A 16,100-nucleotide genomic window follows, 5' to 3' on the forward strand; every position below is an offset into this window, starting at 1 on the left:
GCTTTATAGCAGTCTGCTGGGATTTGTTGTGAAGCAAACGGTGTCATTGGACCTTCTTATTGTCGTACATATCTTTATCGGCCTGAGAAATGATAGAAGACAGGTCCATATTGCACTCTTCAACCACATAATGGCCTATATTCGCAGATATGGGTAAGCACCTGCCCTCGATATCTATTGTCATTCTCAAATCAGTCAGAAACTGTTTGCAACGTGACGTTAATTTGTCTTTATAATCAGCCTTACTCGCGCCGTAGTCTAAGCTGGCTAAGACGATAAATTCATCACCTCCAATTCTCGCGACCAACTCCTGTGTGCTTGCCGCTTGTTTAATACGTTTAGCGACGTCATTAAGAATGCTGTCTCCCTGATGGTGACCATAGGTATCGTTTATCTGCCTGAAGCCTTCCAAATCGAGATAGATCACCGCCAACTGTAGTTGACCTTTCCTTTGTGCTTGTAATTTTTGTTCCATCTGCTCAAACAAGGCTCTGCGATTCAATAAACCTGTTAAGGGATCATGATTGGCGTAATGCGCGATCTTTTCATTGGCATGGTGAAGCTCAGTGATGTTGTGTGCCGAGACGATAACACCGACGACCTCATCTTTCTCATTATAATAGGGGTTATGGTGGATATTGAGGTAAATGGGTTCTGATAGGTGAGGGGGGTGGATCCAGCTTTGTGCCGTTATAGTTTCTCCTTTCAGTGTCCTATCCAATAAGGGCTTTAAATGGTCGTTAAATATGGTTTCTCCGTGGACCTCAGAGACTGACTTTCCTATGAGAGACTTGGCTGTTCGGTTAAATACTTTTTCATAGCCTTTTGAAATCACTTGGTATTGATAGTTTCGGTCAACGAATGACATCAACTGTTCTGTGTGGGCAATCATCTGCTTGTGCAAATCCAGTTCGCGAGCAATGAGCAATCTTTTATATTCGATGCCGATCCTCTGGGCGAGTAACCTGAAAAACTCTCTGGATTTCATTGTCTCTGTTTGTGGCAGTGTATCCATGACGAGAATATGGCCAATCGGCGTACCATCGTCATTGAGGATTAATTCGGCTTGATAACTGCTAACCCCGAGTTTCTTTATTAAAGCAAAGGTCGGGAAGGTCTTTTGCAAATCACAGGAGTAAAGAACATGGGAATTGGGGTATTTGAGCTGGTAGATGGACTCACATGGAGAGCCCTTGAGATCAAACTCGAAACCAGGAATATTATGTTTTAAGTCACAAAAAGCCACTATCTCCATGATACCGTCTTTATGTGAGGGTCGTCCAAATGCAGCCCAGCGACATTGAGTGACGAGACCGAGTGCTTTAAGGGCGCGTTGGAAAAACCGTTCATCGGTGCACGGCGCGGCCAATAGCGCGAGAGCTTCTTCAATATCTGTCATTAGCGATCCCCACAAAAAATAATTGTCAGACCTCCTTGTCGACTCAAGGTGAAATGCTCGAGTAGGCCAAGCTACTCGATGCTGATCCCTATTATTATGAAGTTATAAGTGTAGTGGTTGTCTGGTTGGGCGTGAGTAAACCGGTAGAATTTAATACTTCCTTGGTAATATAGGTCCAGAGCTCACTACTTTCATATCAATTTATGGCCCGTTATCAAGCTTTTTTTAGCCATTGAGAAGACGACTAATACTAAATAACTAATTTTTCTTGAACCGTTCATTACTTAGTATTGATTTGGGGATTATTTATTGGCTAAAACATCGTAGCCTTGTCTTGTTAGCATCTCGGTGAGTGTGATCAAGGGCAGACCGATTAAGGTGTTGGGATCTTTTCCTTCTAAGCGTTCAAATAGGGTGATGCCTAGCCCTTCACACTTGAAACTGCCTGCACAGTAGTATGGCTGCTCTCTCGACAGGTAATTCTCGATTTGCTGTGCAGATAAATGCCTGAAGTGCACCTTAAAGGTTTCACAAAGGCTTTCGTTATGACCAGAGTCGATATTATGCAGTGATACTCCAGTGTAAAAGGTGATGACTTTACCGGACGAAGCCGTCAGCTGTTTTACCGCGGTCTCGTGGTTTAAAGGCTTGCCTATTATCTTATTATCGATCACAGCGACTTGATCTGAGCCAATAACCAGTCCTTGAGAATATTGCAGTGCACCAGCCCTAGACTTAGCTTCAGCTAACCTTACTACCAGCTCTGCAGGTGACTCATCGGCTAAGTGGGTTTCATCGACTCGTGGGTCACAACAGGAGAAGGCAAAGTCGAGTTTGGCTAAGATCTGTTTTCTGTATTGAGAGGTTGACGCTAAGATGATGGGGGTCGACATGATATTGATGTCCTTGAGGGGCTGAAGATGACTTCACTGCAACGCTATTTATAACTGCGCTAATAAGTTTGATAAATCCGTTTCAGTGGTTAAGCTCCGAAGTTTAGCCTTGTTATTGTCTAGGTAACACGCACTTTGGTACTTTCTTCGCTAAAATGTGTGTGAACGTTGCTATTTTAGGCATGAAGCACTTGAGTAAACTCGGCTGCTTGGGTAAAATTTATAATCCATCAATTTTTGTTTTTAGAGTTAAAGTGAGTAAATGATTTTTCCTTCTTTATTAAGATGGAAAATTTTCTTTGACTCTGAGGATTTCAAACTATATTATGCGCGCCTTATGCAAACAGTAAAGATACCGGTTTCAATCGATCCAATACGTGCGGCCTCGAGTCAGCTTTCTTATGAAGGCCTGATCCCGGGTAAGCAATTAAAACGGTTGAATGAGTTAAGTGCCGGCGACTGTTCCGATGTGACAGTGTCGTTAGAATGTGGTGAAGATATACAGGGGATAGTCTACCTCAACGGGAAGGCTGTGACGGAGCTCACTCTGAATTGTCAACGCTGCATGACGCTATTTACCACTGAGGTTACGGTCGACTTCAGTTTCAGTCCTTGTGGCAACGAAGCTGAAATCGATGAGCTCCCGGATGCGTATGACCCTATTGAGTGTAATGAAATAGGCGAGGTTCGTCTGCATCAATTGATTGAAGATGAATTGATAGTCGCTATGCCTTTAATTCCTATGCATGCTAACGAAAGTTGCGGTAAAGGAGATCAAGATATAGTAGTAGGCGAGATTGAACCTTCTCAAGAGGAGCGTCCAAATCCGTTTGCAGTGTTAGAAAAACTGAAGAGCAAGTAACCTAGGAGACAGGTCAAATGGCTGTACAAAAGAATAAAAAATCTCGTTCAAAGCGCGGAATGCGCCGTTCACATGATTCATTGAGCACTCCTCAATTATCAATAGACGCAACGAGTGGTGAATTACATCTACGTCATAACGTGACTGCAGATGGTTTTTACCGTGGTCAGAAGGTTATCAACAAGTAATTGTTGTTAACTAAATGACTAATCTGACGCTCGCGTTAGATGCGATGGGGGGCGACCATGGTCCCCACATCACAGTGCCTGCAACCCTGCAGGCACTGCGTTTATCCCCTTTTCTTGACGTTATCCTTGTTGGTAATGAAGCTGAAATATTGCCTCACCTTTCTCAAGTCGCACCCAGTGTAAGAAACAGAATCGAAATTTTGCATACGATGGAAGTCGTCAGCATGTCCGATCGACCTGTTTATGCCCTAAGAAATCGTAAACAAAGTTCCATGAGATTAGCCATTGAGCTGGTTAGAGATGGAAAAGCGCAGGCTTGCTTAAGTGCAGGTAATACTGGCGCATTAATGGCAATGTCAAAAGTCTTGTTAAAGACTCTACCTGGTATCGATCGCCCAGCGCTAGTAAGCTGCCTACCTGCTATTAATAATACGCCTGTGTATTTACTCGATCTTGGCGCTAATGTTTCTTGTTGTTCTGAGACTTTATTTCAATTTGCCGTTATGGGCTCGGTGCTTTGTGAAGCGGTAGATAAGAACCCGTCACCTAAGGTGGCACTTCTTAATGTCGGTATTGAAGAGATAAAAGGTAATGATCAGGTACAGCAAGCTGGCCGGTTACTACACCAAAGTCCTCAACTCAATTATGTTGGCTTTATAGAAGGTAATGATCTATTTTCGGGCGAGGTTGATGTTATCGTTTGTGACGGTTTTGTCGGAAATATCACCTTAAAAACCTCTGAAGGTATTGCTCGATTATTAGTGCACCAGTTAGAGAAAGGACTGAAGAAAGGATTTTTTGTTCGATTAATGGCCAAATTAATCGCCCCTCGCATACATTCTGTACTAAATCAGATGAACCCCGACCACTACAATGGGGCAAGTTTGATAGGATTACGCGGAATTGTTGTGAAAAGTCATGGAAGTGCTGATGAGTCCGCATATTTACAAGCGATTAATCTAGCAGTGACAGAGGCACAACGTCGGCTCCCTAAGATGATTGAAGAACGTCTTGAGTCGATTCTTTTAGACATTAATAACTGATATTTCCTTTATGCATACAAAAATTCTTGGAACTGGTAGCTATCTACCAGAACAGGTGCGTAGCAATTCCGATCTGGAACAGATGGTTGAAACCACTGATCAGTGGATTGTTGAACGTACAGGTATTTCAGAACGCCGAATAGCTGCGTCTGATGAAACAGTGTCGACCATGGGCTATCTAGCTGCACTCAAAGCCCTTGAGATGGCTGGAATAGAGGCAACAGATCTCGACATGATAGTCTGTGGTACGACGAGCGCGAGTAACGCTTTTCCTGCTGCGGCATGCGAAATACAAGCCATGCTGGGAGTACATACTATTCCGGCATTTGATATAGCGGCTGCATGCTCAGGATTCGTTTACGCACTTTCAATTGCTGATCAATATGTAAAAACGGGTGCAGCCAAAAAAGTCTTAGTCATTGGTGCAGACGTGCTATCACGTCTGTGTCAGCCTGATGATCGCAGTACCATCATCTTATTTGGTGATGGGGCAGGTGCGGCAGTGATTGGTGCTTCGAATGAACCAGGTATCATCTCTACCCATATCTATGCCGATGGCCGTCAAGGCGATCTACTTAAATGCTCTTTCCCGCCTCGTGCGGGTGAATCTTCTGAAGCCATGGGTTACATGACCATGAAAGGCAATGATGTATTCAAGGTCGCCGTGACTAAGCTTGCCCATGTGGTGACAGAAACCTTAAGGATTAATCAGATTGATAAGTCTGAAATCGACTGGTTGGTTCCCCATCAAGCAAACTTCAGGATCATCAAGGCCACAGCAAAGAAGCTCAATATGAGTTTAGATAAAGTGGTATTGACCTTAGCCAAGCATGGTAATACTTCAGCAGCCTCGGTGCCTATTGCTATGGATGAAGCCGTTCGTGATGGCCGCATTCAGCGTGGACAGCTTATTTTGCTCGAAGCCTTTGGCGCTGGCTTTGCCTGGGGCAGTGCACTGGTCCGCTTTTAATTTGGTTTAAAACAGGCGAGTAAAGCCTGTTTTAAACATCAAGATTATTTTATGAATTGTCATAGGTAAATATTATGGAAAACTCAGCTTTCATTTTTCCTGGCCAAGGCTCTCAAGCCATTGGCATGTTGGCCGAACTTGCTGCCGAGCACGATATCATAGCGCAAACCTTTTCTCAGGCAAGTGATGTATTAGGTTATGATCTGTGGGAACTTGTGCAACAAGGCCCTGTTGAAACGCTCAATGAAACTGATAAGACACAGCCTGCACTATTAACTGCAAGTGTGGCTATTTGGCGTGCTTTCAAAGCCAGTGGTAAGACTCTGCCTAAAATTATGGCGGGTCACAGCTTAGGTGAATATTCAGCTTTGGTTTGTGCGGGCGTGATGGAGTTTACCGATGCGGTCAAACTCGTCGAGCTGCGTGGTCAATTAATGCAGCAAGCGGTGCCTGCTGGTACCGGTGCCATGTTTGCAATTATCGGCTTGGATAATGATGCTATCGCTAAGGCGTGTGAAGATGCAGCCCAAGGCGAAGTCGTTAGTCCGGTCAATTATAATAGTCCGGGCCAGGTGGTTATCGCTGGTAGCAAAGCTGCGGTTGAACGCGCCGCTGTATTATGTAAGGAGGCGGGGGCTAAGATGGCGGTCGCACTGCCTGTTAGTGTACCGTCCCATTGTGAGTTGATGCGTCCGGCTGCAGAAAAACTAGCACTCGCTCTTGAAAGTGTTGAGTTTAAAACACCGCAAATAACCGTCATCAATAATGTGGATGTAGCAAGCCCTGAGTCTGCTGCTGATATTAAGGATGCCTTGGTACGTCAACTCTATTGTCCCGTGCTCTGGTCTGAGACGGTCAAGGCCATCTCGGAGCAAGGGATCACCAGTTTGTTTGAGATGGGCCCCGGCAAAGTATTAACCGGTCTAGCGAAACGTATCGACCGTTCGCTAACTGCGAAAGTGGTCAACGATGTGGCATCTCTTGCCGCATTGACCGAATAGGAGATTGTAATGAGCGTAACAATAGATTTAACCGGAAAAGTGGCACTGGTTACCGGTGCGAGTCGTGGTATTGGACGTGCAGTCGCTGAAACACTTGTTTCAGCTGGTGCGACGGTTGTTGGTACTGCGACCAGCGAACGAGGTGCTGCGGCTATCCAGGAATATTTAGGGGATAATGGTTTCGGGTTAGTCCTTAATGTTACAGACGCAGACTCTGTTGCTGAATTATTCTCAACCATTAAAGAAAAAGTGGGTGATGTCAGTATTCTGGTCAATAATGCCGGTATTACTCGAGATAACTTATTAATGCGCATGAAGGAAGATGAATGGAGCGATATCATAGATACTAACCTAACGTCGATCTTCAGAACGTCAAAAGCGGTTATGCGCCCTATGATGAAAAAACGTCATGGACGCATCATTAATATAGGTTCAGTTGTAGGTTCTATGGGCAATCCCGGTCAGACAAACTATTGCGCGGCTAAAGCGGGTTTACTTGGATTTACAAAATCTCTTGCAAAGGAGGTTGCATCTCGTCAAATAACAGTGAATGCTATTGCTCCTGGATTTATCCAGACTGATATGACCGATGGACTTACTGAAGAACAGCAACAAGCTATCATGTCGCAGGTGCCAATGGAGCGATTGGGTCAGGCTCAAGAGATAGCGAATACTGTACTATTTTTGGCATCTGATTCAGCGGCCTATATCACAGGTGAGACTATCCACGTGAATGGTGGCATGTACATGGCGTAGGTGTTATAGCCTTATTCGAACATGTGACATTGTTACATCACTGAATAGGGATCACCGAAACTCTATTGGCCAAAGCTGATTTGGCTTAGGGTGATTATAATTTTTTTGAGGTAAGTGGTGTTTTTAGCAGCTATCTATTGATGATCGGCATCAAGATATGCATACTTTCGTGGTTAGACCACAAAAGTTAAGCTTGCATTGTTAGCCAAATTGAATAAACTACTCGCAATCTTGCGCAAGTGCGTAATTTGAATAGGAAAGAAAACTAATGAGCAACATCGAAGAACGTGTAAAGAAAATCATTATTGAGCAACTAGGTGTTAAAGAAGAGGACGTTAAGTCTGCTGCATCTTTCGTTGACGACTTGGGTGCAGATTCTCTGGACACGGTTGAGTTGGTTATGGCTCTAGAAGAAGAGTTTGACACCGAGATCCCTGATGAAGAAGCTGAAAAGATCACTACTGTTCAAGCAGCAGTTGATTACGTTTCAAAGAATCAGTAATCCTGAATTCTAGAAAACAGGCAGCATTTATGCTGCCTGTTTTTGTTTCTGGCTATTGGAAATCGCGTGTTCCCATCACTACTACTTTCATTTTCTAACAGTTCAGAACTAAAATAAGATGCATGTATCCATGCTTCACTCCTATTTAACTCAGTAAAAAGGTGACAACGTGTCTAAACGTCGTGTAGTCGTAACCGGTCTTGGTTTAGTCAGTCCTGTAGGCAATACCGTAGATTCAACCTGGAAAGCGTTAGTTTCTGGTCAAAGCGGAATAGCCCCAATCACTAAATTTGATGCGAGTGAGTTTACCACTCGTTTCAGTGGTTCAGTCAAAGATTTTGATGTGGAGCTTTATCTGACAAGAAAAGATGCGCGTAAGATGGATCTGTTTATCCAGTACGGTATGGCGGCGGGGATTCAAGCCGTAGAAGATGCGGGCATCGATATGAATAAACTCGATCCGGCACGCATCGGCACAGCCATTGGCGCCGGCATGGGTGGGCTGAGACTCATCGAACAGGGCCACGCTGCTTTAACTAAAGGCGGTCCGCGTAAAATTTCTCCTTTCTTTGTTCCTAGTACCATCATCAACATGATTTCGGGTCACTTATCGATTAAGTATGGCTTGAAAGGGCCAAACTTTGCCGTGACCACAGCTTGTACTACCGGTGTGCATAACATAGGTTTTGCGGCTCGTACCATCGCCTATGGTGATGCTGATATCATGGTCGCTGGCGGCGCCGAAGATGTGACTTGTCCTTTAGGGGTGGGTGGCTTTGCTTCTGCTAAGGCGTTGTCGACACGCAACGATGATCCTCAGGCGGCGAGTCGTCCTTGGGATAAAGATAGAGATGGCTTCGTTATTGGTGATGGAGCTGGTGTCATGGTCATGGAAGAGTATGAGCATGCTAAGGCTCGTGGTGCCACCATTTATGGTGAGCTAGTAGGCTTTGGTATGAGTGGAGATGCATTTCATATGACATCACCGCCAGCAGACGGTGCTGGCGCTGCGGCTGCCATGGTTAACGCCATTAATGATGCAAAGATAGCAAAAGAGCTTGTTGGCTATATTAATGCACATGGTACTTCGACACCTACAGGGGATATAGCTGAAGCTGCAGCAGTTAAGGCTGCTTTTGGTGCTCATGCTTACGATCTCACTGTCAGCTCGACTAAGTCAATGACCGGTCATTTGCTTGGCGCTGCGGGTTCAGTTGAAGCTATCATCACTCTTTTGGCCCTTAGAGACCAAGTTGTGCCGCCGACATTGAACTTAGATAATCCAGACGAAGGGTGCGATCTCGATTTTGTGCCTCACACGGCGCGGGATCAGAAGTTTGAGTATGCATTATGTAATTCATTTGGCTTCGGCGGAACCAACGGTTCTCTGCTGTTCAAGAAAAGCTAACTCTGTCACATAAATTGATCTTTATAAGATGGATAACATTATTCAAAAGCGCCTATTGGCGCTTTTTTATTTTGTCCAAATATCGATAAGAAGAGTCGAGATGAAGCTTAAATTTCCGCAGGATTAAGCTTAGTTCATTCAAGCAAACATCACTTGGAAGCTAAGCCCATTGAGCAGATAATTGTTTCCTGTAAATTGTTTGTAGGAAATACCATGTTAAATCTTGCCGTCGTCCCTCTAATGCCACTTGTTGGCGCACTAACCGCTAATCTTAGTGAACTTATTCGTGGCGAAAATAAGTCATTCTTACCGGATCTGGATATTGGCGTGAAAACATTTACCTTAGCTGCCGCTGGCTTTACTGTCGTTTGGTTTGCCTTATTAGTGACGGCTATTTTTACCGGTGGGGATACCGATACGCTTGCGGGTGTCGAGGTGTTGGGGCTGTTCCTCGCAGGTTTTGCTTTACACTCATGGCTCAAAGGTTCGCGATTGCTTAGCCCTGGTGTTCAGCTTTGGACCTATCGACTAGCCATTCCGTTTATTCTCGGAGCTTGTCTATTAGTGACTAAACTGGGGTAAATGCTTTATTTTGTTTGATTTAAACTCAAATCATCGATTTTACAGGTACTTTGATCAGGATTTTTGACGTACACTTATTTTAAAGAAAATTGATTTGAGAAAGCTATGGCTGGTAAAGAGAGAGAGATAACCTTAAGGTTTCTTGCAGAGCCTGCAGATGTAAACTTTGGTGGTAAAGTCCATGGCGGGGCCGTAATGAAATGGATCGATCTGGCAGCTTACGCTTGTGCTGCAGGTTGGAGTGGTAAATATTGTATCACGGCCTACGCGGGCGGTATTCGCTTCGTGAAACCGATCCAGGTGGGCAATATTGTAGAAACCAGCGCAAAAGTGATCTACACAGGTCGCTCATCCATGCACTTAGGCATAGACGTTAAAGCGGGAGATCCTAAGAATCCCGAGCGACACTTGACCACACACTGTATCGTGATCATGGTGGCCGTGGATGATACGGGGAATCCGACTGAAGTCCCTGAATGGGTGCCTGAGAGCGAGTATGATATCAAGCTACGAGACTCTGCAATTCGTTTGATGGAGATGCGCAAGAAAATCGGCGCTGAGATGGAAGCGCATGTGACGACATAGAATATATGATTAAAACAGGCACCTTTTTGGGTGCCTTTTTTATACCTGTCTTTAAAATAATCATTAGGAAGTGAGATGGCGAAACTAGCATTTATCGGATTAGGGGTGATGGGCTATCCCATGGCGGGACATTTGGTTAAGTCTGGTCATGAGGTTACCGTTTACAATCGTACTGAACAGAAAGCTCGAAATTGGGTCGCTGAATTTGGTGGTAAGTGTCTGCTTACCCCTAAACTTGCCGCTCAGGGACAAGATATGGTGTTTATCTGTGTTGGCAATGATGACGATCTCAGACAAGTCACCTTAGGTGAAGATGGGGCTCTACAGGGCATGAACGCTGGCACAATCTTGGTCGATCATACAACTGCATCCGCCGATATTGCCAGAGAGATAGGCGCCATTGCAGCCAAAGCAGGCATAGGCTTTCTCGATGCGCCAGTTTCTGGTGGACAGGCTGGTGCAGAAAATGGCGTGTTGACTGTGATGGCGGGTGGGGGTGAAGCTGATTTCTCCCGGGCTGTGCCTATCATTAACGCATATTCTCGTTGTGTAGAGCGATTAGGTGAAATCGGGGCCGGTCAGTTGACTAAAATGGTTAATCAAATATGTATCGCAGGTGTGGTACAAGGCCTAGCTGAAGGACTGCACTTTGCTCGCAGTGCCGGACTCGACGGTGAAAAAGTCATTGAGGTGATCAGCAAGGGGGCTGCACAATCTTGGCAGATGGAAAACCGTTATCAAACCATGTGGCAAGGAGAATACAATCTTGGCTTTGCTGTCGATTGGATGAGAAAAGATCTCAATATTGCCCTGAATGAAGCGAGAAAAAATGGCTCTCATTTACCTTTGACAGCACTGGTGGATCAGTTTTATTCAGAAGTTCAGGCAATTGGTGGCAGTAGATGGGATACCTCGAGCCTGCTGGCTAAGCTGGAAAGAAATCGTAAATAATTCACTCTCGTATCGGTTTAAAAAGGTACCGACATAAAAAAGGACTGAAATATCAGTCCTTTTTTATTGGAGTATTGATAGGTTTATTCTGGGTCTAATACGATATGTTCGAGTTCTACTGCTGCGACGGCGTGTAGCGCATCCATCGTTGCACCGACTAGGGATATCTTGCCTTGGGCGGACTCTATCAAAACAGCCCGAGTTATTTCACTAAAGAGTCTGTTGTGGCGAGCCATGGTCGATAGTGCCATCTGCATGGGTAACATAGAGGGATTAAATGCCGCATTTTCGGCATAACGTCCACAATACGTGGCGCTGTCAGCAGTTTCTAGCACCACTGCTGCGAAACTACTGGTGTAGGGGGCATAGCTTAGGCTTGCATGGTCTAAGGCTTCGATGATCATGGGATCTGAACTATCTAAACTTAGCTCATGGGTTTGCTTGGATAGCAGTGGGGCAGTGACATTAAGGTCGCTAGGGCCAAAAGCATAGGGTAAGTAATGCGTTAACGGCTGAGTCTTTTGCTCTGGAAGATGAATATTAACCTTTGAACCTTCGACTAATTCGTTCATAAATTGACGGCAATGGCCGCAGGGAGAAAAATTTACTACGATATCGACGATCTGAGTCTCTCCACTGAGCCAGGCGTGGCTAATTGCACTCTGCTCAGCATGAACAGAGTGAAACAGGGCTTCACCCTGAAGCTCCATATTTCCTCCCATATAGATATCGCCACTTTTTCCCTTAGCGATGGCACCCACATAAAAATCACTGATAGGCGGCCTAGCAAGCGTTGCTGCTATGGGGAGTAAGGATAATAATAATTTATCCTCAGCTAAGCCACTCTCTTGTACTAGCATTGCTAATTGTTGTGCATCAATATGACCCGCAAAATCAGCGTGTAATAGTGGAATTAGCGCGTCTGAGAGTTTTGCTGGCAGCTGAGAAATACTGTTTATAAATCTATCTTGCATGTGCCATATCCTGATTTTTGTTAAATTATTGAAAATCATTTTAGTAAGTGTGTTTCATTTATAATGAGATCGAGGTCACACTTACTCTTAGTGGTAGCTACAAATTGCTAAGATAATGACATAAGGCTGTAAGTAACTTCTGCTTCTCTTCATCCGCCTCAGTATCATTAACGAGGTTTTCTAACCGCAGCATGTATTCTGGGTCATTGAGTCTGGACTGACAAAAGTCTCTCCACTTGTTTGACTCTGATTCATCTAAGGTCTCAGGGTAGTTTCGACCACGGTACCTAAATAGCATCTCTTTTAATCTTGCATCATCAAAATCGAGTTCTAATGCGGCTAAATTCCGGGGCAAAGTATGGCGTATTATCTCCATCTTTTCTTTGTCTGCCGAGCTGAAGAAGCCGCCGCTGTATAGCTGGAAATCTGGATCTTGGCTTTCGCTATCATATTCTACATCGAAGACGGCAACCAATTTCTCCCTAAGCTCCGGGTGCTGTTTCAGTAATTTGTATTGTTCTCTGGCGAAGGCTTTATCAATATTAAGCCGCAGGGCAAGTTCGTCAGTGAGAATTTTGGGTGACGTTACGAAGGGACATTTATTGATATGTATCTGTTTCACGCTGATAGGCAGTTCATCGGCAGCAAGATCGTCCCTGCGGGTATACATGCGCTGTCTTATCTGTTCTGCATCCAATTCGATGAGAGGAGAGATGTCCATGGCAAGATTGACACAAATAATGGCATTTTTATTGCTGGAGTGATGAGCCACGGGAGCGATAAGGGTAGTACAGCCATGTTCAGCACTGATTTTAGAGCTTACATGAACCAAGGGCAGCATGTTAAGGACATCGAGCTGTTTACTCACTTCCTGCTTTCGCCTTAGCTGAAAATAATAGTCGAATAGTTTTGGCTGTTTCTGTTTGATGAGCTTTGCCATATCAATGGTGGCATAAACATCAGACATCGCATCATGGGCCTTTTCATGGCTCAAGCCATTCGCTTTGGTGAGATGCTCTAACTTAAAACTAGGCGTACCATCTTCTTTTAATGGCCATTCAATGCCTTCAGGTCTAAAGGCGTAACATGCTCTAACCAGATCGATAATGTCCCAGCGTGAATTTCCCTGTTGCCATTCACGTGCATAGGGATCGAAGAAGTTACGATAAAAGCCATAGCGGGTAACTTCATCGTCAAAACGAATAGAATTGTATCCAGCAACACAGGTGTTTGCCTGGCTAAATTGTTCATGTACCTTAGCCATAAATTCGGCTTCTGGTATTCCTTTTAGATTAGCAAGTTGTGGCGTGATCCCTGTGATTAAAATGGCTTCAGGAGAGGGGAGGTAATCACTGGCTACTTTGCAATAAAAGGTCACAGGCTCAGAAATAATATTGAGCTCCATATCGGTTCTGATCCCGGCAAATTGTGAGGCTCTATCTTTAGCTGGGTTGGCGCCAAAGGTTTCATAATCGTGCCAGAAGATGGTGGTATTTGAACTGTGGGACATAGGAGATCAATTTCTGAAAATAGTTGTCAATAATCATAGCATTCTATTATATCCCTTGTCGTTAGCTCCTCTGCGCTATAGAGCTTATCAGTTTGTTATTAAGTGAGAATAATGGCTTAAAATAGGTGTCTAGCAACATATTTAGCTGCTTACTGTGTTTTGTGTGATTAGCGGGTGTCTATATTCTTATTTAAGTATGTGTATATTCTTTATTTTTAGTTGCTTAGCCGTATGGTGATGAATATAGATGCGAGGTACAATCACTTTATACTAAGAGGTAGTTAAGATGTTTGAACCCCTGCTAACACAGCCAGAAATCATTACAGTAAATGGTCCGTCGAGATTTCAATTTAGATTAAAAGATACGATTAGTGATATTGGCTTGCTACAAGCTCTCAGTGCTCATATTGGTGAGTTTATTACGGTAGAGGTTAATAGCAAATTATCCGTGCTATACCGTTTACATCCATTTTTGTCATTGGAAGTACTCCCTCTGGAGCAAAAGCTCAGCACTAACGTCAGGTCTCTTAAGAGAGGATGTGGACAAGGTTGGCGTTTATTTTCGGGCCTAGGCATCTCACCAAGTTTATGTAGCCAACAATTAAGGGCTGGTCTGAACATTGATATAGAGTTTGATGAATATGCGCAATTTTCAATGGGCCAAGTGTCTAACTGGCATCTGATCCCGCTTGAAGAAGATGTAAGGCTGTTTCATGAACCAAAGGAGCTGATGCATGCGCGGGCAATCATGTCACGTGAAGCATTAAAAGAGCCTGATACAGAGCAAATATTACTTGAACTGTCTGAGGTAGAGAGTATAAGGAGTGATCTTTCTCGTTTTGCATGCAGTGAGCTAGTGATGCGAAACCCAGAGTTCAGTATTGAAGTACTTAAGCTTGACGCACAACTATTACAAAAGAAACAATGGTTATCTCGAACTTTCAATCAATCAGTTGAACGACACAATTGGCAAAATGCCTCTAATCACGCTGAGTCTAATGATGTTCAGATGCGAAAATTAGAGTATTATCGTCTGCTTTCGACTCCCGCCGTGAATGATATGATAGAGCAACTTATCTGCGATGAAGAGTAACCTTTACTATTTTATTTTTTGGATAAAACATGAATTACACCTGCCCTTTATGTAAAAAGCCTTTGAGCCTGGATGACACAACATGGAGCTGTTCAGATAATCATAGGTTTGATTGTGCAAAAGAGGGTTATGTCAATCTACTCCCAGTGCAAAAGAAGCGTTCTAAAGACCCTGGTGACAATAAAGAGATGATGTTTGCCAGAAGAGAGTTTCTGAATAAAGGCCATTATCAACTGCTGAGTGATCGGGTTATTGAACTTGCGCAGCTACATTGCCCAGATGCAAAACAAGGCCTAGATATAGGCTGTGGGGAAGGTTATTACTCTCATCGGCTGTTCGATGCTATGCCAGAGATGTCTTTGCAAGGGCTCGATATCTCCAAGTCTGCGTTAAAATATGCCTCGAAACGATATAAACAGATGAGTTTTTGTGTCGCGAGTGCCTTTGAAATGCCATTCACTGATGAGCAGTTCGATTTTTTGCTTCGCATATACGCACCGTCTTTGGATGAGGAGTTAAGGCGTGTTATTAAACATGACGGTATCTTAATTACTGCTTCAGCAGGTAAAAACCACCATTTTGCATTAAAAGAACTTATTTACGAACAACCAAAACACCACATTGTCGAAAGCAGCCATATTGAGGGTTTCAAGTTAATACATAGAGAGAACCTAGAGTCTAACTTGGTGTTAAGCAATGAAGTTGATATCAGCCATTTTCTTAATATGACACCTTATAGTTGGAAGCTAACGGCGGAACAGAAAGCCCTGTTAATCAGTAATGGTTTGAAATGTGAGCTCGATTTTAAAATAGAAGTTTTTAAAGCGATTTGATTTTCATTAATAAATGTCGGTTAAAAAACAATCAAATGGTTGTTTTTAGTGTTTTTACACCATTTTTATTTTATTGAAGTTAAAACAAGCAACAGAAAATAAAGCGAATTTAGGCTGAGATATTGTTTTTGTTTGTTGACATAGTCTGAGAATGATTTATAGTGGATGCAGCTTGAAGGTTGGGCTTATTTCTATGTATCAATTCGATTCGTTCGTCCTGTTAACATAAGTAATACCGGCATATTCCAGCTCTACTGCCGTTTTGGCTTTAATTTATTTTAGTTACAGGATTTATATCATGTCTCAAGTTACTGGCGTTGTTAAGTGGTTCAACTCTGACAAAGGTTTTGGATTTATCGAGCAAGAGTCTGGTCCAGACGTCTTCGTTCACTTCCGTGCGATTCAATCAGACGGTTTCAAAACTCTTGACGAAGGTCAGAAAGTTCAATTCACTGTGACTCAAGGTCAGAAAGGTCCACAAGCTGAAAACGTAACTATCGTTTAGGTTTAGACTTTCGATTAGCATTACGCTAATCCAAAAGAATTAGTA

18 protein-coding genes are annotated in these 16,100 nt (G+C 43.7%); 14 read left to right on the top strand and 4 right to left on the bottom strand.

Features of this window, described 5'->3' with window-relative positions:
* Positions 1–43 precede the first annotated feature (43 nt).
* Both FM038_RS10060 and FM038_RS10065 read right to left on the bottom strand, forming a co-directional pair.
* Positions 44–1,399, bottom strand: coding sequence for a sensor domain-containing diguanylate cyclase (locus FM038_RS10060; protein ID WP_142870800.1), 1,356 nt, complete (start codon positions 1,397–1,399; stop codon positions 44–46).
* Positions 1,400–1,701: 302 nt separating this feature from the next.
* The gene (locus FM038_RS10065; RefSeq protein WP_142870799.1) at positions 1,702–2,292 is read right to left on the bottom strand and encodes a Maf family protein; all 591 of its coding nucleotides are present in this window, start codon (positions 2,290–2,292) and stop codon (positions 1,702–1,704) included.
* 337 nt (positions 2,293–2,629) lie between these two features.
* On the opposite strand from FM038_RS10065, the gene yceD reads away from it, so the two are divergent.
* The 11 genes from yceD (at position 2,630) to FM038_RS10120 (ending at position 11,140) form a co-directional block, all read left to right on the top strand.
* Positions 2,630–3,154, top strand: a complete 525-nt coding sequence (gene yceD / locus FM038_RS10070; RefSeq protein ID WP_142870798.1) for a 23S rRNA accumulation protein YceD — start codon at positions 2,630–2,632, stop codon at positions 3,152–3,154.
* A gap of 17 nt (positions 3,155–3,171) precedes the next feature.
* Positions 3,172–3,342, top strand: coding sequence for a 50S ribosomal protein L32 (gene rpmF / locus FM038_RS10075; RefSeq protein WP_142870797.1), 171 nt, complete (start codon positions 3,172–3,174; stop codon positions 3,340–3,342).
* Positions 3,343–3,356: 14 nt separating this feature from the next.
* Complete coding sequence (plsX, locus tag FM038_RS10080; protein WP_142870796.1) at positions 3,357–4,385, top strand: phosphate acyltransferase PlsX; 1,029 nt, start codon at positions 3,357–3,359, stop codon at positions 4,383–4,385.
* A gap of 10 nt (positions 4,386–4,395) precedes the next feature.
* Positions 4,396–5,355, top strand: coding sequence for a beta-ketoacyl-ACP synthase III (locus tag FM038_RS10085; RefSeq protein ID WP_142870795.1), 960 nt, complete (start codon positions 4,396–4,398; stop codon positions 5,353–5,355).
* A gap of 74 nt (positions 5,356–5,429) precedes the next feature.
* Entirely contained in the window at positions 5,430–6,356 is a 927-nt protein-coding gene (gene fabD / locus FM038_RS10090) for an ACP S-malonyltransferase (RefSeq protein ID WP_142870794.1), read from the top strand.
* A gap of 9 nt (positions 6,357–6,365) precedes the next feature.
* Positions 6,366–7,112, top strand: coding sequence for a 3-oxoacyl-ACP reductase FabG (fabG, locus tag FM038_RS10095; RefSeq protein WP_142870793.1), 747 nt, complete (start codon positions 6,366–6,368; stop codon positions 7,110–7,112).
* 268 nt (positions 7,113–7,380) lie between these two features.
* Entirely contained in the window at positions 7,381–7,614 is a 234-nt protein-coding gene (acpP, locus tag FM038_RS10100; RefSeq protein WP_012324673.1) for an acyl carrier protein, read from the top strand.
* Positions 7,615–7,783: 169 nt separating this feature from the next.
* Positions 7,784–9,022, top strand: a complete 1,239-nt coding sequence (gene fabF / locus FM038_RS10105; protein ID WP_142870792.1) for a beta-ketoacyl-ACP synthase II — start codon at positions 7,784–7,786, stop codon at positions 9,020–9,022.
* Between the two features lie 213 nt (positions 9,023–9,235).
* Positions 9,236–9,604, top strand: coding sequence for a hypothetical protein (locus tag FM038_RS10110; protein WP_142870791.1), 369 nt, complete (start codon positions 9,236–9,238; stop codon positions 9,602–9,604).
* A gap of 105 nt (positions 9,605–9,709) precedes the next feature.
* On the top strand, positions 9,710–10,189 hold the full coding sequence (locus FM038_RS10115) for an acyl-CoA thioesterase (protein WP_142870790.1): 480 nt from the start codon (positions 9,710–9,712) through the stop codon (positions 10,187–10,189).
* Between the two features lie 75 nt (positions 10,190–10,264).
* Positions 10,265–11,140: an NAD(P)-dependent oxidoreductase gene (locus tag FM038_RS10120; protein ID WP_195873243.1), complete on the top strand. Its 876-nt coding sequence runs from the start codon at positions 10,265–10,267 to the stop codon at positions 11,138–11,140.
* An 83-nt stretch (positions 11,141–11,223) separates the two neighbouring features.
* Here FM038_RS10120 and cdd read toward each other — a convergent pair whose 3' ends face one another.
* Together cdd and sbcB are read right to left on the bottom strand one after the other, a co-directional pair.
* On the bottom strand, positions 11,224–12,114 hold the full coding sequence (gene cdd / locus FM038_RS10125; protein WP_142870789.1) for a cytidine deaminase: 891 nt from the start codon (positions 12,112–12,114) through the stop codon (positions 11,224–11,226).
* Positions 12,115–12,211: 97 nt separating this feature from the next.
* On the bottom strand, positions 12,212–13,624 hold the full coding sequence (gene sbcB, locus FM038_RS10130; RefSeq protein WP_142870788.1) for an exodeoxyribonuclease I: 1,413 nt from the start codon (positions 13,622–13,624) through the stop codon (positions 12,212–12,214).
* Positions 13,625–13,910: 286 nt separating this feature from the next.
* On the opposite strand from sbcB, the gene FM038_RS10135 reads away from it, so the two are divergent.
* The 3 genes from FM038_RS10135 to FM038_RS10145 all read left to right on the top strand — a co-directional run bounded on the left by FM038_RS10135 (position 13,911) and on the right by FM038_RS10145 (position 16,055).
* Positions 13,911–14,717: a hypothetical protein gene (locus FM038_RS10135; RefSeq protein WP_142870787.1), complete on the top strand. Its 807-nt coding sequence runs from the start codon at positions 13,911–13,913 to the stop codon at positions 14,715–14,717.
* A gap of 29 nt (positions 14,718–14,746) precedes the next feature.
* Entirely contained in the window at positions 14,747–15,550 is an 804-nt protein-coding gene (rlmA, locus tag FM038_RS10140; RefSeq protein WP_142870786.1) for a 23S rRNA (guanine(745)-N(1))-methyltransferase, read from the top strand.
* 298 nt (positions 15,551–15,848) lie between these two features.
* Positions 15,849–16,055 (top strand): cold-shock protein, encoded by a 207-nt coding sequence (locus tag FM038_RS10145; protein WP_005501438.1) that lies wholly within the window; start codon positions 15,849–15,851, stop codon positions 16,053–16,055.
* Positions 16,056–16,100 lie beyond the last annotated feature (45 nt).

It is taken from the genome of Shewanella eurypsychrophilus (genome assembly GCF_007004545.3).
GTDB classification, from domain to species: Bacteria; Pseudomonadota; Gammaproteobacteria; order Enterobacterales; family Shewanellaceae; genus Shewanella; species Shewanella eurypsychrophilus.

What these genes read in the sequence shown, in the direction of transcription:
- rlmA (WP_142870786.1), top strand. Translation starts at nt 14,747, where the DNA reads ATGAATTACACCTGCCCTTTATGTAAAAAGCCTTTGAGCCTGGATGAC.
- cdd (WP_142870789.1), bottom strand. Translation starts at nt 12,114, where the DNA reads ATGCAAGATAGATTTATAAACAGTATTTCTCAGCTGCCAGCAAAACTC.
- FM038_RS10135 (WP_142870787.1), top strand. Translation starts at nt 13,911, where the DNA reads ATGTTTGAACCCCTGCTAACACAGCCAGAAATCATTACAGTAAATGGT.
- FM038_RS10110 (WP_142870791.1), top strand. Translation starts at nt 9,236, where the DNA reads ATGTTAAATCTTGCCGTCGTCCCTCTAATGCCACTTGTTGGCGCACTA.
- rpmF (WP_142870797.1), top strand. Translation starts at nt 3,172, where the DNA reads ATGGCTGTACAAAAGAATAAAAAATCTCGTTCAAAGCGCGGAATGCGC.
- FM038_RS10115 (WP_142870790.1), top strand. Translation starts at nt 9,710, where the DNA reads ATGGCTGGTAAAGAGAGAGAGATAACCTTAAGGTTTCTTGCAGAGCCT.
- plsX (WP_142870796.1), top strand. Translation starts at nt 3,357, where the DNA reads ATGACTAATCTGACGCTCGCGTTAGATGCGATGGGGGGCGACCATGGT.
- FM038_RS10085 (WP_142870795.1), top strand. Translation starts at nt 4,396, where the DNA reads ATGCATACAAAAATTCTTGGAACTGGTAGCTATCTACCAGAACAGGTG.
- acpP (WP_012324673.1), top strand. Translation starts at nt 7,381, where the DNA reads ATGAGCAACATCGAAGAACGTGTAAAGAAAATCATTATTGAGCAACTA.
- FM038_RS10060 (WP_142870800.1), bottom strand. Translation starts at nt 1,399, where the DNA reads ATGACAGATATTGAAGAAGCTCTCGCGCTATTGGCCGCGCCGTGCACC.
- fabD (WP_142870794.1), top strand. Translation starts at nt 5,430, where the DNA reads ATGGAAAACTCAGCTTTCATTTTTCCTGGCCAAGGCTCTCAAGCCATT.
- yceD (WP_142870798.1), top strand. Translation starts at nt 2,630, where the DNA reads ATGCAAACAGTAAAGATACCGGTTTCAATCGATCCAATACGTGCGGCC.
- FM038_RS10065 (WP_142870799.1), bottom strand. Translation starts at nt 2,292, where the DNA reads ATGTCGACCCCCATCATCTTAGCGTCAACCTCTCAATACAGAAAACAG.
- sbcB (WP_142870788.1), bottom strand. Translation starts at nt 13,624, where the DNA reads ATGTCCCACAGTTCAAATACCACCATCTTCTGGCACGATTATGAAACC.
- fabG (WP_142870793.1), top strand. Translation starts at nt 6,366, where the DNA reads ATGAGCGTAACAATAGATTTAACCGGAAAAGTGGCACTGGTTACCGGT.
- FM038_RS10120 (WP_195873243.1), top strand. Translation starts at nt 10,265, where the DNA reads ATGGCGAAACTAGCATTTATCGGATTAGGGGTGATGGGCTATCCCATG.
- FM038_RS10145 (WP_005501438.1), top strand. Translation starts at nt 15,849, where the DNA reads ATGTCTCAAGTTACTGGCGTTGTTAAGTGGTTCAACTCTGACAAAGGT.